The sequence below is a fragment of the Aeromonas sp. FDAARGOS 1405 genome (assembly GCF_019048265.1).
Lineage (GTDB): Bacteria > Pseudomonadota > Gammaproteobacteria > Enterobacterales > Aeromonadaceae > Aeromonas > Aeromonas veronii_A.
This window is the reverse complement of sequence record NZ_CP077311.1, coordinates 2,911,323-2,930,697: the sequence shown is the minus strand read 5'-3', so window position 1 is coordinate 2,930,697 and position 19,375 is coordinate 2,911,323. Positions and strand designations below refer to the sequence as shown.

The window sequence follows — 19,375 nt, the reverse complement described above, 5'->3', positions numbered from 1 at the left end:
CGAAACGAACAAAGGCCCGCAACGGGCCTTTGTAGTTGGGGAGTGACGCGCCTTGTCTCGCCATCAAAAACTGATCATCTGGCCATGATCTGCGACTGCACCTTGAAGCCCAGCGCCTCGTAGAGGGCTTTGGCGCGCTCGTTGAAGGCCATCACCTCCAGCCGGATTTGCTGAGCATCACGGGCCTTGGCCCACTCATCGCAATGGGCGATCAGCGCCTTGCCAATCCCATGGGAGCGGTGCTGCTCATCCACCACCACGGAGCCGATGCGGCAGATCGGCGCACGGGTGAGAAACGGCACAGAATCATTGATATCGATCCGCGCCGTCAAAAAGCCCACCACCCTGCCATCCTGCTCGGCAACGCAGAACAGACGCCCTTCTGCGGCAATGGCATCGAGCAAAAATGCCCGCTCCTCTGGTGACGGCGGGCAGAACACCTCGGGATAGTGCTGATGGTGGATCTCTCCTATCTGCCGATTCAGCTCGACAATGGCGTCTATATCCAGTGCTGTTGCCTTGCGTATTTCCAACGGTTGCTCCTTGCAAAAATGGTGATGGTCCTGCGCCATCTTAGGGGCTGTGCTCAGCAATCCAAATAGGCTCATCCGCATCTTTTGACGGGCAGCAGAAACAACAACGCCCCATGAACGGGGCGTTATCGGCAATCCATGGCGGTGAGGGATATCAGGCGGGGGCGTTAAGCTGAGCCACCTGCCGCTCGATGCTTCCCTTGAGGTTGTCATCGAGCTTGAGGGCGCGCGCCAGCTCGTCGAGATAACCGCGCTCCATAAAGTGATCCACCTCGATGGCAAGCAGGGAGGCGAGATAGACCTCGGTGGCCAGCTCCATGTCGGTCACTTCCCGCGCCAGTGCGTGAGGATCGAGGGGACGGGCCAGCTCGGCGTCAATCCAGCGGGCCACATCGCTCTGACCCTGTTCGGTCAGGTACTCCTGAATTTTCTGGCGCTCGGCGCCGTCGATATGGCCATCGGCACGGGCTGCCGCCACCATGGCGCGCACCAAGAGGGCCGCGCGGGCGTCCAGCGCATTGCCTTCCAGGGTACTGACGGGATGGGTAGGCTGGGCGGGTGCCGCCTGCTGGGCCTGCCAATCCTGATAGAGCTTGTAGGCCAGCCCGCCAAGGGCTGCCGCGCCGCCCACGGCAGCGGCCTTGCCGCCATATTTGCGCACTTTTTTATTGCCCAGCAGCATACCGAGCGCGCCACCGGCCAGCGCTCCCTGCATCTGCCCCTTGCGCTTGTCGCCGCCTTCGTTGAGCCAGCCTTTGCCAGCCCCCAGTAACTGTTCCAGCATCTGTTTCATCGTGACACCTCGCTATTGTTCGCCCCATGCTGGCGCTGGCGTCATGAACCAAGAGTGAATGGGCCCCATTATTGCGCCGCCCCCCTGTGCATCCTGCCGCCATTCGCGGTATACCTGAAACAGGTCAACAAGGAGCATCAGGATGCGCATCATCACCCCTTTCGTGGTTCTGCTGTTGTGCGGCACTGCCAGTGCCGCCAGCGAGCTGGATCGCTCAGCCCAGCAGGCCAAGCTGGATGCCGCCTGCCAGCAAGCTCAGCAGCAACTGGTCGAGCAGGGCAAGCAACAGCGGATCGACGCCTGCATCAAGGAGGGCGGCAAGGCCGACACGTGTCAGCAGGAGTTCGCCAGCTTCGGCCAGCGCGAGGGCAACAAGCGGCCCGACCTCAACAACCTGCCCCCCTGCCAACAGGCTGACTCCTACCGCAAGAGCTACCGTCAATGACCCCGAACCAAGGAGAGAGCATGATCCCCCCCCGCGAACTGACCCTGCAATTTTTGGCCGAACCCTCTGACGTCAACTTCGGCGGCAAGGTGCATGGCGGCATGGTGATGAAGTGGATCGATCAGGCGGGCTATGCCTGCGCCGCTGGCTGGTGTGGCGGCTATGCGGTGACCGTCTATGTGGGAGGGATCCGCTTTTTGCGCCCCATCCAGATTGGCCAGCTGGTAGAGGTGCACGCCCAGGTGATCCACACCGGTACCACCAGCATGCATCTGGCGGTAGATGTCTACAGCCGCCACCCCACCGAGACCGAGCGCCACAAGACCACCCACTGCATCATCATCTTTGTGGCGATGGATGAGCAGGGCAAGCCGACCCCGGTACCTCAGTGGCAACCGGTGAGCGAGAGCGATCTGCAGTTGCAGCAGTACGCCAAAAAGCTGATCGCCCTGCGCGAGGAGATCGACAAGGAGATGCGCCAGCACCTCTGACCCTGGTGATTCCCCTTCCCGATACAGCGGGCGCTTTCGGCCTGCGGCGGCGCCCCTGTATAATCCCCCCTCTTCCCGCAACCGGAACCCTGCCCATGTCACTGGAAACTGCCCCGCCCGAGGTAAAACTCGCGGTGGATCTGATTGAACTGCTGGAGACCAACCAGCTGGCTCCCGAGCTGGTGCTGGCGGCACTGGCCATTGTGAAACAGGATTACGAGCGCAAGCTGGCGGAGGGGAAGGATCACTGATCCCTCCCCGCACTTTTTCTGCCTTATCTTTCCGACGCCAGTTTTTCCCCACAGAAGTTTTTCCCCCACATAGCCACTCACTGCGGCCCCATCACCTCGTCACAGAGGGCGATTAGGGCCGCACTCAAGCGGGTGAGCGGCTCGCTCCCGCTTCCCCCGGCATGGAGCGCCAGCTCCACCGGCACCACCTTGGGCCACTGGGTCAGGGCCAGCTGATCGGCGGGCATCAGCCGTTTGGGTAGCAAGCTCACCCCGATCCCCGCGCTCACCGCCCCCTGCAAGCTGGCAAGGCTGGCGCTGACATAGGCGATACGCCAACGCCGACCGAGGCCATCGAGCGCCTCGGTCATCTGCCGCCGATAGAGCCCTTCGCTCGGGAACACCACCAGCGGCAGCGGATCCCGTTCCCGTGCGGGCCAGTCGCGACTGTCGACCCACACCAGCGGCTCGCGCCAACTGGCAAGGGGCGAACCCTGCCCGCGAGTCTGCTTGACCAGCGCCAGATCCAGCTCTCCCGCCTCGAAGCGCTGCCAGATCTCGTGGCTCAGGCCACTTTGCACCTCCAGCCGCACCTCGGGGTAGTCACGGGCAAAGGCGGCCAGCACAGGGGTAATGGCGCCTGCGGCGAAATCCTCCGGCACCCCGAGGCTGAGGGACAAGCTCCCCTCGCTCACCTGCTCCTCGGCCTGCGCCAGCAGCGCCAGAATGCGGCGGGCCAGCCCCAGCAATTTTTCCCCCTCCGCCGTCGCCACCACCTGCCGACCGGAGCGGTCCAGCAGCGGACAGCCAAGCTGCTGCTCAAGGCGGCGGATCTGCTGGCTGATGGTGGATTGGGTCAGATGAACCCGTTCACCGGCGCGGGTAAAACTGCCGGTGTCGATAATGGCGACAAAACTGCGCAGCAACAGGGGATCCAGCATGGGGCACTCCATTTACAAAACCACTGAAACTCATTCTATCATTTAATTTCCAAATGACTTTTTTCGCCGCTAGGCTGGCATTTGTTCTGTCAAATCAGGGTTTTTCATCATGTCACAGCCTCTTGTAGCGTCTACCCCTCTTCGCTCGCTCACCCCATCAACCTCACTCCAGACTCACCGACAATGGCTGGAGCAGGCGGTGCAACTGGCCAGAGCAAATCACCGGCAGGGCGGTCGCCCCTTCGCCGCCCTGCTGGTGCGCGATGACCAGCTGGTAGCGAGCGCGGTCAACGGCATTCATCTGGATGGCGATCCCACCCGTCACGCCGAGCTGGAGGCGCTGCGCAAGGCAAGCCAGAGCGCGCCGCTCGCGGGCAGCATCGTCTATGCCAGCGGTCACCCCTGCCCCATGTGCCTCGGCGCGCTGGTGATGAACGGTATAGCCGCCGTCTATTACGCCTTTGATAACGCCGATGCGGCCCCGTTCGGCTTTGACAGCACTGCCGCCTATCAAACGCTGGGACTGCCGCTGGCACCGCCACCTCTGCCGCTGGTCAAACTGGCCGTCACCATGACGGCGGCGGATCTCTACGGCCACCAGCCGCAACAAGCAGCGCCTGATCATGAGTAAAGGGACTTTTGAACGCCCGGCAGAAGCGCGCCGCCAGCAGTTTGCCCTGCTGGTGCTGGTGATCCTGACTGGCCTGAATCTGCGCCCCTTTCTTACCGCCATCGGCCCGCTGAGCGGCGAGATTGGCCGCGCCCTGTCGCTGGGGATGGACACCCTCGCCTGGCTTACCCTGCTGCCGCTCTGGCTCATCGGGATTGGCGTGCTGCTCACCCCCAGCCTGCGTAGACGCGCCAGTGCGTGCCAACTGCTGGGGCTGGCCCTGCTGCTGCTCGGCATTGGCAGCGCCATGCGCTTCGATGCCCAGAGCGGCGCCCTGCTGATCGCCAGCGCGGCGCTTTGTGGATTGGGGTCGGCACTGGTACAGGGGGTGCTGCCAGCGCTGATCAAGCAGGCGTTCACCCACAAGGTACCGCTGGTGATGGGGATCTTCTCCGCCTGTATGATGGGAGGTGGCGCGCTCGGAGCCAGCCTCACGCCGCGACTGGCGGCAAGCCTCGACTGGTCGCAGGCACTGGCACTCTGGAGCCTGCCGCTGCTGCTGGCCCTCGGCTGGCTGATCGGCAAGGTGCGCCTGCCGCACACGGCCACCAGCCACGCGCCTCACGGCGAGCAGCGGCTGATCACCCTGCCCCGCAGCTGGTTGCTGATCGTCTGCTTTGGCATTATCAACAGCGGTTACGGCATCGTAGTGGCCTGGCTGGCCCCCGCCTATATGGCGAATGGGTGGAACGCTGCGCAGGCTGGCGAGCTGGTCGCCTGGCTGGCACTGGCGCAGACCGCCAGCGGCCTCGGCTTGCCGCTACTGGCGGCGCGCAGTCTGGATCGGCGGCCATGGATGGGGCTGGCGATTGCCATGCAGTTGGCGGGATTTGGCGGCCTCTGGCTGGCACCAGCCAGTGCCCCGATTCTCTGGTGCATGCTGTGCGGCACCGGTCTTGGCGGCAGCTTTTCCCTCATCATGGTGATTGCGCTCGATCACCTGCCAGACCCACGCCGTGCGGGCACCTTAAGCGCCCTGATGCAGGGCTTCGGCTTTATGCTGGCCGCCACCGGCCCCTGGGTGGCGGCGCGGCTCTATCACTATGTGGGCGACTTCGCGGCCGCCTGGCAGTGGCAGCTGGGAGGATTGCTGCTGATGAGCCTGCTGGTGCTGCGTCTCGACCCGCGCCACTACCCTCGCGTCATGCGGTTACCGACCGCCAGCGAGCAGCCCCTTTCGGCGCCCCTCCCAACCGGCTCTGCGGCCCAAAGCAACACACCGGCCTGAGGCCGGTGTGTTGGGGATAACAAGACGAGGCTGACGCCACTCAGAGGGACAACTCAGCGCCCCTTCTTCTGCCGTCCGGTGTTAGCGGTGCGCGGCTTGCCTGCGGCCGGTTTGCCACCCTTGCCGGGAGCCCCTTTGCCTGCACTGCCCTTGCCAGCGCCGCCCTTGTTGGCGGCACCTTTGCCCGCGCCACCCTTGCCCACCGGCAGCTTCTTCTCGAAAGCTTCCGGGCCCGGCACATTGGGACGCCCGCCAATCTCGTGATCGTCATCGCGGCGCGGCTTCTTGCCCTGCCCCGGTTTGGCGGTTTGCGCCGCAGGGGCCTTGGCCGCCTTGGGCTTGTCGCCTTTGGCCGGTTTCACCTCGGAGGAGGAGTCCTCAATCAGCTTGAACAGATCGATCAGCTCGTCGTCGGTGAGATCGCGCCACTCGCCCACCGGCAGCCCCTTGAGGCTGACGTTCATGATGCGGATACGCTCCAGCTTGGTCACTTCAAAACCGAAGTGTTCGCACATGCGGCGGATCTGGCGATTCAGCCCCTGCACCAGGGTGATGCGAAAGACGAACGGTGCCTCTTTCTTCACCTTGCACTTCTTGGTCACAGTACCAAGGATCGGCACCCCGGCCGCCATGCCGCGCACAAACTCGTCGGTCACCGGCTTGTCGACGGTCACCAGATACTCTTTCTCGTGATCGTTGCCTGCCCGCAGGATCTTGTTGACCAGATCGCCGTGGTTGGTGAGGAAAATCAGCCCCTGCGAATCCTTGTCGAGCCGCCCGATGGGGAAGACCCGGGTGCTGTGGTTGACGAAATCGACGATATTGTCCTTCTCGCCCGCCTCCGTGGTACTGACGATGCCCACCGGCTTGTTGAGGGCGATCAGCACCAGACTGTCCGCCTCGCGCGGCTCGATCACCTGACCGTTCACCTTGACCAGATCGCCAACCTGCACCTGATCGCCGATCCCGGCGCGCTTGCCGTTGATAAAGACGTGGCCCTGCTCGATAAAGCGGTCGGCCTCGCGGCGCGAGCAGATACCACTCTCGCTGATGTATTTGTTCAGGCGCATGGATTCGTTAGCCAGCATGGTGCACCTGCCACAGGGTCTGGGCCGCGCCCGGTTGTGCCATCGCCTGTTCCGGCTGCGCCGGGGAGGCTGTTTGCTGCATCAGCCAATTCACTACGTCAAAGTTCTGCATACCATTCCATCTTCAAAAAAGGCCAATGCCAGCTTATCCATCAAAAAACGCCGCTACAGTAGCATAATTGCCCCCGCTCAGGGGCAGATAGTTGCAAGATCGCAGCGCCCAAGCGGGCATCCGCGGATAAGTTCACAGCGCCAGATGGCCGCGATGCAACCTTTGAACGGCCAGCCTGATGCCAACAGCGGGATCTGGTGCCCACAGCCAGCGTGGCCGAACGCCATCAACTATACATATCACCTTGTTTCCATTAGGCTTTAAGCCGATTGGCAGCGCCTAGGGTGCTGCGCCGAACTCGCCCGCCCAGAGGCGGCCCCACCCCTATCGCCAAGGATTGCACCATGCTGGCTCACACTCGCCGCCTTGTTCGCCGTGCTCTGCTGACCCTGTTGCTGCTGTTGCTGACCGCATGGGCGGTGATCGCCTACTTCGCCTGGCAGGCAGCGCCGCTGCAGCTGTGGCACACAGTGGTGCCCCCCGAACTCAGCGCCGATGAGCTCGATCGCAGCGACTGGCAAGCCTATCTGGCCCGCGAAGCAGAGCTGTTCGAGCTGGTGGCCACCGAGGTGGTTGCCAAGACGCCGCCGGAGCAGCAACTGGCCAGCAATCGCTACTATCAGGACGCCCCCATCAATCCCGCCCGCTTTCAGCAGAACTGGAACCGCTCCTACCTGCTGCGCCCCGAGGGGGAAGTCAAAGGGGTGGCGGTGCTGCTGCACGGCCTGACCGACTCCCCCTACAGCCTGCGCCATCTGGCCAGACGTTATCAGGAGCAGGGCTTTATCGCGCTGGGGCTGCGGATCCCCGGCCACGGCACAGTGCCCGCTGGCCTCGTAGATGTGGATTGGGAAACCTGGCTGGCCGCCACCCGACTGGCGGTGCGGGAGGCCAGATTGCTGGCACCGGGCAAGCGGCCGCTGCATCTGGTGGGCTTTTCCAACGGCGGCGCGCTAGCGGTGAAATATGCGCTCGATGCGCTGGCCGACCCGAGCGGCACGCTGGCAAAACCGGATCGGCTGGTGCTGATCTCCCCGATGATCGGGGTGACCCGCTTTGCCCGCTTCGCCGGGCTCAAGGCCGTGCCCGCTCTGCTGCCCGCCTTTGCCAACGCCGCCTGGCTCGACACCATGCCGGAGTTCAACCCGTTCAAGTACAACTCGTTTCCGGTCAACGGGGCGCGCCAGTCCTATCGCCTGACCCACGCCATCCAGCAACAGGTGCGCCAGCTGGCCGCCAGTGGCGAGCTGGCGGCGTTTCCCCCCGCCCTCACCTTCCAGTCGGTGATGGACTACACCGTCAGCACTCGCTCCATCATTGCCGATCTCTACCACTACCTGCCGGCCAACGGCAGCGAACTGGTGCTGTTTGATATCAACCGCAGTACCCTGTTTGGCCCGCTGATGAGCTCGGCCTCCGAGCTGGCGCTGCACCGCTTGCTGCCAAACGCCCCCGGGCACTATCGCCTCACCGTGGTGGGCAATGTGGACCCCGCCTCCCCCGCGACGCAGGCCAGAACGCTGGCCAGCGCAGATCAGCCTGAGCAGCTCCGCCCGCTGGGTATCGATTATCCCAAAGAGATCTACTCCCTCTCCCATGTGGCGCTCCCCTTCCCGATGGACGACCCCCTCTATGGCATGGCGGCGCGCCCGCAGCAGCGGGAGCAATACGGCATCAACCTCGGTGGTCTGGCCCTGCGTGGCGAGCGCGGAGTGCTGATCGTCAACCCCGGCGCCCTCACCCGCACCTCCTCCAACCCCTTCTACCCCTATCTGCAGCAGCGGGTGATGGAGACCCTCACCGCCCCTCCCGTCGCTCGTCCTGCCGCCGTCACCCCTGCCAGCAGTGGTCAACCTGATGCGGCCTATCAGGCCGAGCTGGAGCAGTTTTTACAGGAGAGCGACGAGAGCGGTGCGCCTTTCTAGGGCGCTTCTGGAGAATCGGCAAAGAGCCACTGGCGCTGGGTCGATAGCGATACGAGAAAGGGGCTGTCAATTAACGGCCCCTTTCTATTGATGATGGCGATGGGACTGATGGCTTGGTGGGCTCAGGGATAGATGCTCACTTCTATCAGATTCTGATCCGGGTCGAGGAAGTAGATGGATTCTATCGGCCCACAAGCACCGCTTTTGGTCACCGGCCCCTCGACAATCTCCACCCCGTGGCAGGCAAGCTGGGCCATCACCTGCTCCAGCGGCCAGCGGGTGATAAGGCAGACATCCCCCGACCCCACCTGCGCCCGATTGCGCGGCTCCTGCCCAAGCAGCTGCAGATTGATCTTCTGGTTGCCAAACCCTACCGCCCGGCGCCCCGTACCGAAGGTGATGGCCTCCATATTGAGCACCGAACTGTAAAACGCCACGGCCCGTTCGATATCACTGACCGTCAATACCAGATGGTCGATATGGCTGATCATGGTTACCTCCTGGTGGTGATCTGGCTGATGTGACCGACATATGCCCGCAAGCATCCGACTGTTACCGCCACGGCGGGCAACCCCATCTTACCCGGCAAGGGAGAGCCCATGTGTGCCGTGGCGCGCAAAGAAAACGCAAATGATCTGGTCAAATAAATTCGCGTTACTGCACCGCTGCACACGCTTTATTCCGCTGGGCCTGCAGGGTCTCATCTTCGCTATCCATCGCCGCCAGAATCGCCTGATTGCAAGCCCGCTCTGCCAGCTTGGCCGGACTCTGTTTGGCATCCCCTATTTCGGCGATAAGGGGCCGATAACTGACGGCTGCCGAGCAATACATGGTGCGAAATTTGGGCAGTTGCCAGCTGCTGTCATCCTGCCGGGTCAAGTCATCACACAGCTTGTGAAAAAGGGCGGACGCCTTGACCGTGCACTGGCTAAAACGCCGCACATCCTGCTGGTAGGGACGACAAACGCTCGGCTGCTGGATCTGCCACAGCTGAAAAGAGAACGGAACCGACTCCCCTTCATACTGCACCACCAGCGTCTTGGCCTCAGTGCCATAGATATCCGCAACCTGCTGCTGTACCAGATTGAGATAAGCCGAAAAAAGATAGGAAACCGGATCCATCACCACCTCCCTGTGGGTGTATTACGTGCAACGCACATAGTTGCGTAGCCTATCCAATCGCGAGCCTGAAACATGAAAATGAAAAATAGCTTACTGATTTATTTAGATAAATTTATGGACTGGGCGCACGCTATCGCAAAATGACAGCTGAAATGCGGTGTCGTTTGGATTAATATGCCTGGCGATAAAAGCACACTCGGATGACGCCGTCTATCACTATGATACCGGCCAATCCCAACAGCATTATCTCCTCTAATTAGGATCTGGTTTTGAGCGATAACTGGACAGAAGAAGAGCTAAGGGCTGCGGTTATTGCATATTTGGATATGCAAACCAAAGCATCTCTTGGTGAACCCTTCGTGAAAAAGCACTATTACCGGGAATTGGCGAGCCAATTCGGGCGTACGGAGAAATCCTTCGAATATCGGATGCAGAACATCTCATATGTCTGTGCCGAAATGGGACGAGATTGGCTCCCCGGGTTAAAACCCGCCAAAAATGTGGGGGCAACCGCTTTTACGCATATCGAACGCCTGATCCGCCAACAGGAACTTAACCTTCGCTCTTACAAAAACGCGCTGGAACAGCCGCTTCCACAAGGGGTCGAAACGCCCCAATCACGTTATGTCATCACCAACAGTCATGAACGAGACCTGCAAGTCAGGGAGTGGGTACTGCAAAATGCAGCCCAACAATGTGAATCATGTAACGAACCTGCTCCCTTTATAACCGTCGCAGGGGAACCCTTCTTGGAAGTACATCACCTGAAAGGGTTAGCAGAGGGTGGCTCAGATACGGTTAGCAACACGGTAGCCCTTTGCCCTAATTGCCACCGAGAGATGCACTACGGCTGTAATAAAACGGAGATTGTCGAGGTTCTTTATCAACGGATTAAACGTCTCGTTCGCGAATAATCACCCACTCAGAGGTAGATTGTTCACGCAGTGTTGCTTACTGGCGCAAAACCCACCGGATTCTTGCCCAAAACCCCGGCTAAATTATCCAGTTGCATAATAACCATGCGGCCTTGCGGTTGTTTAACTGGCCCTAACGTCAGATAATACCGCCCGCCTTCAACCCCCCGATAACCCGACTTTCAGTGACGGTAATTGATGACTGAGTACCTGCTTTTATTGATCGGCACCGTGCTGGTTAACAACTTCGTGCTGGTGAAATTCCTCGGCCTCTGCCCCTTTATGGGGGTCTCCGGCAAGCTGGAAACCGCCATCGGCATGGGGCTGGCGACCACCTTCGTGATGACCCTCGCCAGTGCCAGCTCCTATCTGGTGGAGCACTATATCCTGCTGCCGCTGGATATCGCCTATCTGCGCACCCTCGCCTTTATTCTGGTGATCGCCGTGGTGGTGCAGTTTACCGAGATGGTGGTGCGCAAAAGCAGCCCGACCCTCTATCGCCTGCTGGGGATCTTCCTGCCGCTCATCACCACCAACTGCGCGGTGCTCGGGGTGGCGCTGCTCAGCATCAATGAGCGACACGACTTTATCCAGAGCGTGATCTACGGCTTTGGCGCCGCCACCGGCTTCTCGCTGGTGTTGATCCTGTTTGCCGCCATGCGCGAGCGTCTGGTCGCCGCCGATGTGCCCGCACCGTTTCGCGGGGTGTCGATTGCCATGATCACCGCCGGTCTGATGTCGCTGGCCTTTATGGGCTTTACCGGCCTAATCAAGATATAACCATGATCCATATTCTCTTTGCCATTCTGGTGCTCACCCTGCTGGCGCTGGCGTTCGGGATTATCCTGGGCTTTGCCGCCGTCAAGTTTCATGTGGAAGCAGACCCCATCGTCGATCAGCTCGATGCCCTGCTGCCCCAGACCCAGTGTGGCCAGTGCGGCTATCCCGGCTGCAAACCCTACGCCGAGGCGCTCGCCAACGGCGATCAGATCAACAAGTGCGTGCCCGGTGGCGAGGCCACCATGCGCAAGATTGCCGATCTGATGGGGGTAGAGCCCCAGCCGCTGGGGGGCAGTGACGAGGCCGCCGTGCCGGTCAAAAAGGTCGCCTTTATCCACGAAGATCAGTGCATCGGCTGCACCAAGTGCATTCAGGCCTGCCCGGTGGATGCCATTGTCGGCGCCACCAAGGCGATGCATACCGTGATTGCCAACGAGTGCACCGGTTGCGATCTCTGTGTCGATCCCTGCCCGACCGACTGCATCGAGATGATCCCGGTGCCCACCACGGTCGATAACTGGAAGTGGGATCTCAATAACGTGCATGTTCCGGGCAAGATTCCGGTCAAGATAGTGGAATAAACAGCGGAGCAACCATGCATTCCTTACTCGAACGTATCAAAGCCGGCACGCTCTGGGACTTTCACGGTGGCATTCATCCCGCCGACAACAAGCTGCAATCAAGCCAGAGCCCGGTGGTAGACGCCGGTCTGCCGCCACGCCTCATTATTCCGCTGCGCCAGCACGCAGGCCCCGCCGGTGATCTGCTGGTGCAGGTGGGCGACAAGGTCAAAAAAGGGCAACCGCTGACCCGTTATGCCAAGGGGCGGGTCGTCCCTGTCCATGCCTCCACCTCCGGCACCATCACCGAGATTGGCAACCACACGGTTGCCCACCCCTCCGGACTCGGCGATCTCTGCGTCATTCTCACCCCCGATGGCGAAGATGAGTGGGGCGAGCGCAATGGCAAAGCCGATTATTGGAATCTGGAGCGGGGCGAGCTGCTCGAGCGCATCCAGCAGGCAGGGGTAGCGGGCCTTGGCGGCGCCGTATTCCCGACCCACAGCAAGCTCGACGGCCGCGGCCAGCTCACCGAGATCCTGATCGTCAACGGGCTGGAGTGCGAACCCTATATCACCACCGACGATCGGTTGATGCAGCAGTATGCCGACGAGATCATGGATGGCATCCGGGTGCTCAAGCACCTGCTCAAACCCAAGCTGACCCTGATCGGGGTGGAAGACAACAAGCCCGAGGCGATCGAGCAGCTGACCCGCCACGCCACAGACCCGGATGTGCTGGTCAAGACGGTGCCAACCAAGTACCCCTCGGGCGGTGCCAAGCAGACCATCGAGCTGCTCACCGGCCGTCAGGTGCCCAAAGGTGGCCGCGCGGTCGATATCGGCATCATGGTGCTCAACGTCGCCACCGTGTTTGCCATCAAGCGCGCCATCATCGACGGCGAGCCGCTGATCGAGCGGATCGTCACCCTCACCGGCGACAGCTTCAAAAAGCCCGGCAACGCCTGGGTGCGCCTCGGTACGCCGGTGCGCTGGCTGTTGCAGCGTTTCGAGCTGCAACCGGAAGCGGAGCAGCGGGTGATCATGGGGGGCCCTATGATGGGCTTTACCCTGCCCCACGCCATGGTGCCTGTGGTCAAGGCCACCAACTGCCTGCTGGCGCCGACGCAGGCCGAACTGCCCGCCCCCGGCCCGGAGCAGCCATGCATCCGTTGCAGCGCCTGCGCCGATGCCTGCCCGGCTACCCTGCTGCCGCAAGAGCTCTACTGGTACAGCCGGGCCAAGGAGTATGACAAGGCCGAGAAGCTCAACCTGATGGACTGCATCGAGTGCGGCGCCTGCGCCTGGGTCTGCCCGAGCGAGATCCCGCTGGTGCAGTACTACAAGATCGCCAAAGACGACATTCGCGAAGCCCGCGCCGAGGCCGAAAAAGCCGAACGCGCCAAGCAGCGTTTCGAGGCCAAGCAGGCCCGTTTCGAGCGAGAGAAAGCGGCCCGCGAAGCGCGCCATGCCGAAGCCGCCGCCCAGCGCCGTCAGACCATGACGGCCGCAGGCGGGGAAGATCCGGTGGCAGCGGCACTGGCCCGTATCAAGGCCAAGCAGGAAGCTCCCATCACTGCCATTGCCGCCACCGCAGAGGGCTTGCCCGACAACAGCGCAGTGATTGCCGCTCGCGAAGCGCGCAAACGGGAAGCGGAAGCGCGCCGCGCTGCCAAGCTGGCGGAGAGCGCAAACAGCGAAACAGCCGCTGCGCCGCAATCCGCCGAGGCGGTTGACCCATCCAGCGATCCCAAGAAAGCGGCCATCGCCGCGGCTCTTGCTCGTGCCAAGGCCAAGAAGGCAGCTCAGGCTGGCGAGAGCTCCGAGCCTGCAGCCGAAACCGCTGCTGCCCCTGAGGTAGATGCTGCTCAGCAAAAGGCAGAAGTTGATCCGAAAAAGGCAGCAATTGCCGCCGCCATTGCCCGTGCCAAAGCCAAAAAGGCCGAGGCAAATGGTGAACCGGTAAGCGCTGCCAACGGCACGGCAGCCGAGACAAACATCCAAAGCGATGCGCCCACTGATCCCAAGAAAGCCGCTATTGCTGCAGCCATTGCGCGGGCCAAGGCTAAGAAGCTGGCCCAGCAGAGTGACAGCGCTGAGGGCGATCTGACTGCAAATGCAGGCACCAGCGAATCCGCTGCAACCCAAAGCGCTGCGCCATCTGCTGCCAGCGAAGCGGTCGATCCCAAGAAAGCAGCGATCGCCGCTGCCATTGCCCGTGCCAAGGCCAAAAAGCTGGCGCAGCAGGGCGAAAGTGTCGGTGCTGAAGGTGCGCTGAGTGAGCCAACTGCCAGCGCACAGACCCGCGACGATACAGTAGCCAAGAGCGAAGTAACCACCAGCCAAAGCGATACTGCTGCAAGCGAAGCGATCGATCCCAAGAAGGCCGCTATCGCCGCTGCCATCGCCCGGGCCAAGGCCAAAAAGCTGGCCCAGCAGAGCGCAAGTACCAGTGCTGAGGTAGAAAATGCCGGTGCTGAGGTAGAAAGTGCCGGTACTCAGGTAGATAGAGCCGGAACTGAGGGTGAGCGCGCACCGGCCGAGCCGATGCAAAGCAATGCCGCCAGCAGTGAGCAACCACTTGCCGTCACAGAGGCTCCTGAAGCGAGCGCCCCTGTGGCTGACGCCCCGGTTGATCCGAAAAAAGCGGCCATTGCAGCCGCAGTGGCCCGCGCCAAGGCGAAGAAGCTGGCGGCCGAGGCAGCCAGAGCCGCAGAGAGCGCCGCTGAAGATGCCCCGTCAGCCGACCGAACAACCACAAGGTAATCGACAGACTCATGTTCAATATTGCGACTGCGCCGTTTGCCCATAACCGCAAACAGACCCGAACCCTGATGCTGCTGGTGATCCTGGCCTGCGTGCCGGGCTTGCTGGCCCAGACTTGGTTCTTCGGCTGGGGCTCCTTTATCCAGATCCTGCTGGCGTTGGTGACCGCGCTGCTGTGCGAGGCGCTGGTGCTCAAGCTCCGTGGCCGCGCCATCAAGCCAGCCCTGATGGATGGCAGTGCGGCGCTCACCGCCGTGCTGATCGGTCTCTCCCTGCCGCCGCTGCTGCCGTGGTGGATGCTGGTAGTGGGCACAGCCTTTGCGATCATCGTCGCCAAACACCTTTACGGCGGACTGGGTCAGAACCTGTTCAACCCGGCCATGGTCGCCTATGTGCTGCTGCTGGTCTCCTTCCCGGTGCAGATGACCAGCTGGCTGCCACCGGAGAGCGTGCGCGCCTACAGCCTCGGCTTTGGTGATGCGGCGTCGGTGATCTTCACCGGCTTTAGTCTCGACGGCTACAGCATGACCCAGCTCAAGCAGGGGGTGGATGGTCTCACCATGGCGACCCCCCTCGATACCCTGAAAACAGGCCTGACTCAGGGGCTCACCACCGGCGAGATCCTGAGCGGCCCGCTGTTCGAGGGTTGGGGCGGCATCGGCTGGAGCTGGGTCAACCTCGGCTATCTGCTGGGCGGCCTCTTCCTGCTGCAACAGAAGGTGATCAACTGGCGCATTCCCACCGCCATTCTCGGTGCCCTGCTGGCGGCAGCGACCCTCGGCTACCTGATGAGCCCGGATGCCACCGCCACGCCGATGTTCCACCTCTTTAGCGGCGCTACCATGCTGGGGGCCTTCTTTATCGCCACCGATCCGGTCAGTGCCTGCACCACGCCGCGCGGCCGCTTGGTCTATGGCGTGCTGATCGGGGTGCTGGTCTACATCATTCGCCGCTTTGGCGGCTACCCGGATGCCTTCGCCTTCGCCGTGCTGCTGGCCAACCTTTGCGTACCCTTTATCGACAGCCTGACTCGCCCGAAAGTGTATGGAGCCCGTCGCCAATGATGTTTCTGCCCTCTTTTCCCATCACAGCTGACGGAGCCCGGACATGTTAAAGAGCATGCGCAAGAACGGCCTGATCCTGGCCATGTTCGCGCTGGGCTGTACCGCGCTGGTGGTACTGACCAACGAGCTGACCAAGGATAAAATCGCCCACCAGCAGCAGCTGGAGAAGCAGCAGACTCTCTCGGTATTGCTGCCGGAGGGGAGCTATGACAACGATCTGGTGGCCAGCTGCAAGCAGGTGACCAGCAGGAAGTATCTCGGCAGCGATCAGCCGCAAGCCCTCTATACCGCCAGCAAAAATGGCGTGGTGACCGGCTATGCGCTGGAGGCGATCGCGCCGGATGGCTACAGCGGGGCGATCCGCATCGTGGCGGGCTTTGATGCCAAGGGCACCATCACCGCCGTGCGCGTGCTCGCTCACAACGAGACCCCGGGCCTCGGTGACAAGATCGAGCTGAAAAAATCTGACTGGATCAACAGCTTTGCCGGAAAATTCCTGACCCATGACAACGAGCCCCAGTGGGCGGTTAAGAAGGATGGCGGCGAGTTCGATGCCTTTACCGGCGCCACCATCACCCCGCGAGCCGTGGTCAAGGCGGTGAAGAACCTGCTGAAACTGCAGCAGGAGCAACCCGAACTGCTCAGCAACGCCCCGGCTTGTCCGGCGGCGAACTAACGGAGTCGAGCCATCATGAACCAGATGGAACAGATTGAAACGGGCGCAACCCCGATTGCCGAGCTGGAAAGCCGCAAGGGCGAGCTCAAGGAGCTGATGAGTCAGGGGCTTTGGAAGAACAACCCCTCGCTGGTGCAGGTGCTGGGGCTCTGCCCGACCCTCGCCGTCTCCTCCACCTTTACCAATGCGCTGGGGCTGGGCCTTGCCACCATGGCGGTGCTGGTCTGCTCCAACCTCGCCGTCTCGCTGGTGCGCAACTGGGTGCCGAAGGATATTCGCATTCCGGTCTATGTGATGATCATCGCCTCGCTGGTGACCAGCGTGCAGCTGTTGATGAACGCCTACACCTATGGCCTCTATCAGGCGCTCGGCATCTTTATCGCCCTCATCGTCACCAACTGCGTCATCATCGGCCGCGCCGAGGCCTATGCCTCCAAGAACCCGCCGCTGCTGGCGGCCCTCGATGGCCTGATGATGGGCCTTGGCTTTACCCTGGTGCTGCTGGTACTGGGCGGCATGCGCGAGATCATCGGCATGGGCACCCTGTTTGATGGCGCCGAACTGCTGCTGGGCGAGTGGGCCAAATCCCTGCGCATCGAGCTGTTCCACGCCGATGCCAGCCTACTGCTGGCGATTTTGCCGCCGGGCGGCTTTATCGGGCTGGGGCTGCTGATCGCCGCCAAGAACGCCATCAACGACTGGCGGGACCGCAAACAGGCGACCACTGTGGCCCACTGCAACGTTGCCCCGGCTCGCGTCCGGGCGACCGAACTATGATCGGACGCAAGGCATGAACAACCAGAAACGCAGAGAGATCCTCGAGCGACTGCGGGCAAACAACCCCCACCCCACCACAGAGCTCAACTTCAGTTCGCCGTTTGAGCTCCTGATCGCCGTGCTGCTCTCGGCGCAGGCGACCGATGTCAGTGTCAACAAGGCGACCGACAAGCTCTATCCGGTGGCCAACACCCCGCAGGCGATGCTGGAGCTCGGGGTGGACGGACTCAAGGAATACATCAAGACCATTGGCCTCTTCAACACCAAGGCCGAGAACGTCATCAAGACCTGCGCCATCTTGCTGGAGCGCCACGGCGGCGAGGTGCCGGAAAACCGCGAAGCGCTGGAAGCCCTGCCGGGTGTCGGCCGCAAGACCGCCAACGTGGTGCTCAACACTGCCTTTGGCTGGCCCACCATCGCCGTCGATACCCATATATTCCGGGTATCGAACCGCACTGGTTTTGCGGTGGGCAAGAACGTGGATCAGGTGGAGGAGAAGCTGCTCAAGGTAGTGCCCGCCGAGTTCAAGCTGGATGTCCACCACTGGCTCATCCTGCACGGGCGTTACACCTGTCTGGCTCGCAAGCCCCGCTGTGGTTCCTGTATCATCGAGGACTTGTGCGAGTACAAAGAGAAGGTCTATCCAGAGAGCTGAATGACTGGGCGCTACAACCGTCCTACCTGTCTCGCTCGCAAACATCCGCTGCAGTGGTTCCTGTATCATCGAGGACCTCTGCGAGTACAAAGAGAAGGTCTATCCCGACAACTGATAGCCTCGCAACCGAGATTGAAAGCAGTACACATCACCAACCCGGAGAACTGAGCAATGAGAATTCTGCATACCATGCTGCGTGTCGGCGATCTGCAACGCTCCATCGACTTCTACACCCGTGTCCTTGGCATGAAGCTGCTGCGCAAGAGCGAGAACAGCGAGTACAAGTACACCCTGGCCTTCGTGGGCTACGGTGACGAGAAGGATGAAGCGGTGATCGAGCTGACCTACAACTGGGGGGTGAGCGAGTACGAACTGGGCTCTGCCTATGGCCACATCGCGCTGGAAGCGGACGACATCTATGCCACTTGCGATGCCCTGCGCGCCGCCGGTGCCAAGATCACCCGCGAACCGGGCCCGGTCAAGGGCGGTACCACCGTCATCGCCTTCGTCGAAGATCCGGACGGTTACAAGATTGAACTGATCGCCAAGAAAGATGCCGGTACTGGCCTCGGTGACAGCTTCTAAGCTGCCCTAATCCCGCTGCCTAATGGCAGGATCAAAAAAGAGCGCAGATGCGCTCTTTTTTATGCTTCTCTGACCGGGCCGCAAAGCTAGATCTCGCCGTTACGCCCCATGCTGATCACCACTCGCCGGTTCTTGGCACGACCCTGTTCGGTTTCGTTGGAGGCGACGTGCTGCTTCTCGCCATGCCCCTCCACCGAGATCTTGCCGGGATCGATCCCCAGATCGACAAACACCTTCTTGATGGCATCGGCCCGCTTCTCGGAGAGTTTCAGGTTCGGCCAGCGGCCGCCATAGCTGTCGCTGTAGGCGTCGATCACCACCACATCGATGCTCTTGTCCGCCTTGATAAACTCGCTGATCATCGCCAGCCGCCGCTTGGAGGGGATGGAGAGCTGATCGCTGTTCTTGTCGTAGGTAAGCACGCTAAAGGCGATGTCATTGAAGCTGTAGGGCAAGAGCCCGCTCAGACAGTCGATAAAAGCCTGATATTTCACCCGAAAGTTGACCGACGAGAGGGACACCCGCACCGCGCGGTTCTGGCGATACCAGTCCCGATACTGGAAGGTCGGCATCCGCCCCCCCTCCAGCTCGTCGAGCATGGTCCAGGCGGTTTGCCCCTCTACCAGCCCATCGAACTGCTGATAGAAGCGCAGCTGGCTCACTTCTCGCCCGGCGATCCCCGGGCGCCATACCGGTGGCATGATGCCAAGACTCACCGTCTGTGTCTGGGCCTGTGGCCGCTTGCCCTTGAGCTCGAAGTCGAGGTTGATCTTGCGCCCGGCGCGGCTGACAAAGGCCCCCGTTCCCCAATTGGGAATAGGGTGTTCGAGGCGACACTCAATCTGGGTATCGGAGGTCAAACGCCAGACGGATTGATCCAGACCGGCACCAAATTCGGTGACCCCAGCCTGTAACTGCATACTCACGGATATGCTGACCAACCCCAACACCCAAGCGTTCAATTGCTTGTCCTCCACACGATCTCACAAGGGGTATCGGCCAGGGAGGGACAAGCTTTAGC

Annotated in this window: 23 protein-coding genes; 15 read left to right on the top strand and 8 right to left on the bottom strand. The window is 61.5% G+C overall.

From position 1 onward, the window contains the following. Nucleotides 1–74 precede the first annotated feature (74 nt). Together I6L35_RS13680 and I6L35_RS13675 are read right to left on the bottom strand one after the other, a co-directional pair. The gene (locus tag I6L35_RS13680) at nucleotides 75–533 is read right to left on the bottom strand and encodes a GNAT family N-acetyltransferase (protein WP_216953287.1); all 459 of its coding nucleotides are present in this window, start codon (nucleotides 531–533) and stop codon (nucleotides 75–77) included. Nucleotides 534–687: 154 nt separating this feature from the next. Continuing rightward, nucleotides 688–1,326: a tellurite resistance TerB family protein gene (locus tag I6L35_RS13675; protein ID WP_216953286.1), complete on the bottom strand. Its 639-nt coding sequence runs from the start codon at nucleotides 1,324–1,326 to the stop codon at nucleotides 688–690. Nucleotides 1,327–1,468: 142 nt separating this feature from the next. On the opposite strand from I6L35_RS13675, the gene I6L35_RS13670 reads away from it, so the two are divergent. The 3 genes from I6L35_RS13670 to rsmS all read left to right on the top strand — a co-directional run bounded on the left by I6L35_RS13670 (nucleotide 1,469) and on the right by rsmS (nucleotide 2,513). Continuing rightward, nucleotides 1,469–1,771, top strand: a complete 303-nt coding sequence (locus I6L35_RS13670; RefSeq protein ID WP_216978457.1) for a hypothetical protein — start codon at nucleotides 1,469–1,471, stop codon at nucleotides 1,769–1,771. Between the two features lie 20 nt (nucleotides 1,772–1,791). Further along, nucleotides 1,792–2,262: an acyl-CoA thioesterase gene (locus I6L35_RS13665; RefSeq protein WP_216953284.1), complete on the top strand. Its 471-nt coding sequence runs from the start codon at nucleotides 1,792–1,794 to the stop codon at nucleotides 2,260–2,262. 95 nt (nucleotides 2,263–2,357) lie between these two features. Continuing rightward, nucleotides 2,358–2,513: a pleiotropic regulatory protein RsmS gene (gene rsmS / locus I6L35_RS13660; RefSeq protein WP_074042636.1), complete on the top strand. Its 156-nt coding sequence runs from the start codon at nucleotides 2,358–2,360 to the stop codon at nucleotides 2,511–2,513. Between the two features lie 77 nt (nucleotides 2,514–2,590). On the opposite strand, the gene I6L35_RS13655 is transcribed toward rsmS, so the two are convergent. Next, nucleotides 2,591–3,433, bottom strand: coding sequence for a LysR family transcriptional regulator (locus tag I6L35_RS13655; RefSeq protein WP_216978456.1), 843 nt, complete (start codon nucleotides 3,431–3,433; stop codon nucleotides 2,591–2,593). A 109-nt stretch (nucleotides 3,434–3,542) separates the two neighbouring features. Here I6L35_RS13655 and I6L35_RS13650 point away from each other — a divergent pair, with 109 nt between their 5' ends. Together I6L35_RS13650 and I6L35_RS13645 are read left to right on the top strand one after the other, a co-directional pair. Continuing rightward, nucleotides 3,543–4,064, top strand: coding sequence for a nucleoside deaminase (locus tag I6L35_RS13650; protein WP_216978455.1), 522 nt, complete (start codon nucleotides 3,543–3,545; stop codon nucleotides 4,062–4,064). Next, on the top strand, nucleotides 4,057–5,331 hold the full coding sequence (locus I6L35_RS13645) for a cyanate transporter (RefSeq protein WP_216978454.1): 1,275 nt from the start codon (nucleotides 4,057–4,059) through the stop codon (nucleotides 5,329–5,331). The genes I6L35_RS13650 and I6L35_RS13645 overlap by 8 nt, the downstream gene beginning before the upstream one ends. Before the next feature lie 53 nt (nucleotides 5,332–5,384). Here the strand turns inward: I6L35_RS13645 and rluF are convergent, their stop codons facing one another. Then, nucleotides 5,385–6,419 (bottom strand): 23S rRNA pseudouridine(2604) synthase RluF, encoded by a 1,035-nt coding sequence (rluF, locus tag I6L35_RS13640; protein WP_139741399.1) that lies wholly within the window; start codon nucleotides 6,417–6,419, stop codon nucleotides 5,385–5,387. Next, nucleotides 6,409–6,531 (bottom strand): hypothetical protein, encoded by a 123-nt coding sequence (locus tag I6L35_RS21255; RefSeq protein WP_265177312.1) that lies wholly within the window; start codon nucleotides 6,529–6,531, stop codon nucleotides 6,409–6,411. The genes rluF and I6L35_RS21255 overlap by 11 nt, the downstream gene beginning before the upstream one ends. A 344-nt stretch (nucleotides 6,532–6,875) precedes the next feature. Between I6L35_RS21255 and I6L35_RS13635 the strand changes: the two genes are divergently transcribed. Beyond that, a complete protein-coding gene (locus I6L35_RS13635) occupies nucleotides 6,876–8,456 on the top strand; it encodes a carboxylesterase (RefSeq protein ID WP_216953280.1) in 1,581 nt (526 codons plus the stop codon). 122 nt (nucleotides 8,457–8,578) lie between these two features. On the opposite strand, the gene I6L35_RS13630 is transcribed toward I6L35_RS13635, so the two are convergent. Next, complete coding sequence (locus I6L35_RS13630) at nucleotides 8,579–8,947, bottom strand: VOC family protein (protein WP_216953279.1); 369 nt, start codon at nucleotides 8,945–8,947, stop codon at nucleotides 8,579–8,581. A gap of 163 nt (nucleotides 8,948–9,110) precedes the next feature. After that, a complete protein-coding gene (locus tag I6L35_RS13625; protein WP_216953278.1) occupies nucleotides 9,111–9,578 on the bottom strand; it encodes a hypothetical protein in 468 nt (155 codons plus the stop codon). Nucleotides 9,579–9,847: 269 nt separating this feature from the next. Here I6L35_RS13625 and I6L35_RS13620 point away from each other — a divergent pair, with 269 nt between their 5' ends. The 9 genes from I6L35_RS13620 (at nucleotide 9,848) to gloA (ending at nucleotide 18,354) form a co-directional block, all read left to right on the top strand. After that, complete coding sequence (locus I6L35_RS13620) at nucleotides 9,848–10,492, top strand: HNH endonuclease signature motif containing protein (protein WP_216978453.1); 645 nt, start codon at nucleotides 9,848–9,850, stop codon at nucleotides 10,490–10,492. A gap of 198 nt (nucleotides 10,493–10,690) precedes the next feature. Further along, the gene (rsxA, locus tag I6L35_RS13615) at nucleotides 10,691–11,272 is read left to right on the top strand and encodes an electron transport complex subunit RsxA (protein WP_005337600.1); all 582 of its coding nucleotides are present in this window, start codon (nucleotides 10,691–10,693) and stop codon (nucleotides 11,270–11,272) included. Nucleotides 11,273–11,274: 2 nt separating this feature from the next. Then, nucleotides 11,275–11,853 (top strand): electron transport complex subunit RsxB, encoded by a 579-nt coding sequence (gene rsxB / locus I6L35_RS13610; protein WP_005350799.1) that lies wholly within the window; start codon nucleotides 11,275–11,277, stop codon nucleotides 11,851–11,853. A 14-nt stretch (nucleotides 11,854–11,867) separates the two neighbouring features. Further along, nucleotides 11,868–14,597 (top strand): electron transport complex subunit RsxC, encoded by a 2,730-nt coding sequence (rsxC, locus tag I6L35_RS13605; protein WP_216978452.1) that lies wholly within the window; start codon nucleotides 11,868–11,870, stop codon nucleotides 14,595–14,597. 11 nt (nucleotides 14,598–14,608) lie between these two features. Beyond that, nucleotides 14,609–15,661, top strand: coding sequence for an electron transport complex subunit RsxD (rsxD, locus tag I6L35_RS13600; RefSeq protein WP_204479647.1), 1,053 nt, complete (start codon nucleotides 14,609–14,611; stop codon nucleotides 15,659–15,661). A gap of 43 nt (nucleotides 15,662–15,704) precedes the next feature. Next, nucleotides 15,705–16,337: an electron transport complex subunit RsxG gene (gene rsxG, locus I6L35_RS13595; RefSeq protein WP_005359614.1), complete on the top strand. Its 633-nt coding sequence runs from the start codon at nucleotides 15,705–15,707 to the stop codon at nucleotides 16,335–16,337. Nucleotides 16,338–16,361: 24 nt separating this feature from the next. Continuing rightward, nucleotides 16,362–17,114: an electron transport complex subunit E gene (locus I6L35_RS13590; protein WP_216980288.1), complete on the top strand. Its 753-nt coding sequence runs from the start codon at nucleotides 16,362–16,364 to the stop codon at nucleotides 17,112–17,114. Nucleotides 17,115–17,127: 13 nt separating this feature from the next. Then, a complete protein-coding gene (gene nth, locus I6L35_RS13585; RefSeq protein ID WP_075115204.1) occupies nucleotides 17,128–17,769 on the top strand; it encodes an endonuclease III in 642 nt (213 codons plus the stop codon). A gap of 171 nt (nucleotides 17,770–17,940) precedes the next feature. After that, entirely contained in the window at nucleotides 17,941–18,354 is a 414-nt protein-coding gene (gene gloA / locus I6L35_RS13580; protein WP_005347113.1) for a lactoylglutathione lyase, read from the top strand. A gap of 86 nt (nucleotides 18,355–18,440) precedes the next feature. Here gloA and I6L35_RS13575 read toward each other — a convergent pair whose 3' ends face one another. After that, nucleotides 18,441–19,316, bottom strand: a complete 876-nt coding sequence (locus I6L35_RS13575; protein WP_005337611.1) for an OmpA family protein — start codon at nucleotides 19,314–19,316, stop codon at nucleotides 18,441–18,443. Nucleotides 19,317–19,375 lie beyond the last annotated feature (59 nt).

Bases quoted from the DNA above. Each gene is read 5' to 3' on its own strand.
- I6L35_RS13675 (WP_216953286.1), bottom strand. From the start codon at position 1,326: ATGAAACAGATGCTGGAACAGTTACTGGGGGCTGGCAAAGGCTGGCTC.
- I6L35_RS13670 (WP_216978457.1), top strand. From the start codon at position 1,469: ATGCGCATCATCACCCCTTTCGTGGTTCTGCTGTTGTGCGGCACTGCC.
- I6L35_RS13665 (WP_216953284.1), top strand. From the start codon at position 1,792: ATGATCCCCCCCCGCGAACTGACCCTGCAATTTTTGGCCGAACCCTCT.
- rsmS (WP_074042636.1), top strand. From the start codon at position 2,358: ATGTCACTGGAAACTGCCCCGCCCGAGGTAAAACTCGCGGTGGATCTG.
- I6L35_RS13655 (WP_216978456.1), bottom strand. From the start codon at position 3,433: ATGCTGGATCCCCTGTTGCTGCGCAGTTTTGTCGCCATTATCGACACC.
- I6L35_RS13650 (WP_216978455.1), top strand. From the start codon at position 3,543: ATGTCACAGCCTCTTGTAGCGTCTACCCCTCTTCGCTCGCTCACCCCA.
- I6L35_RS13645 (WP_216978454.1), top strand. From the start codon at position 4,057: ATGAGTAAAGGGACTTTTGAACGCCCGGCAGAAGCGCGCCGCCAGCAG.
- rluF (WP_139741399.1), bottom strand. From the start codon at position 6,419: ATGCTGGCTAACGAATCCATGCGCCTGAACAAATACATCAGCGAGAGT.
- I6L35_RS21255 (WP_265177312.1), bottom strand. From the start codon at position 6,531: ATGCAGAACTTTGACGTAGTGAATTGGCTGATGCAGCAAACAGCCTCC.
- I6L35_RS13635 (WP_216953280.1), top strand. From the start codon at position 6,876: ATGCTGGCTCACACTCGCCGCCTTGTTCGCCGTGCTCTGCTGACCCTG.
- I6L35_RS13630 (WP_216953279.1), bottom strand. From the start codon at position 8,947: ATGATCAGCCATATCGACCATCTGGTATTGACGGTCAGTGATATCGAA.
- I6L35_RS13625 (WP_216953278.1), bottom strand. From the start codon at position 9,578: ATGGATCCGGTTTCCTATCTTTTTTCGGCTTATCTCAATCTGGTACAG.
- rsxA (WP_005337600.1), top strand. From the start codon at position 10,691: ATGACTGAGTACCTGCTTTTATTGATCGGCACCGTGCTGGTTAACAAC.
- rsxB (WP_005350799.1), top strand. From the start codon at position 11,275: ATGATCCATATTCTCTTTGCCATTCTGGTGCTCACCCTGCTGGCGCTG.
- rsxC (WP_216978452.1), top strand. From the start codon at position 11,868: ATGCATTCCTTACTCGAACGTATCAAAGCCGGCACGCTCTGGGACTTT.
- rsxD (WP_204479647.1), top strand. From the start codon at position 14,609: ATGTTCAATATTGCGACTGCGCCGTTTGCCCATAACCGCAAACAGACC.
- rsxG (WP_005359614.1), top strand. From the start codon at position 15,705: ATGTTAAAGAGCATGCGCAAGAACGGCCTGATCCTGGCCATGTTCGCG.
- I6L35_RS13590 (WP_216980288.1), top strand. From the start codon at position 16,362: ATGGAACAGATTGAAACGGGCGCAACCCCGATTGCCGAGCTGGAAAGC.
- nth (WP_075115204.1), top strand. From the start codon at position 17,128: ATGAACAACCAGAAACGCAGAGAGATCCTCGAGCGACTGCGGGCAAAC.
- gloA (WP_005347113.1), top strand. From the start codon at position 17,941: ATGAGAATTCTGCATACCATGCTGCGTGTCGGCGATCTGCAACGCTCC.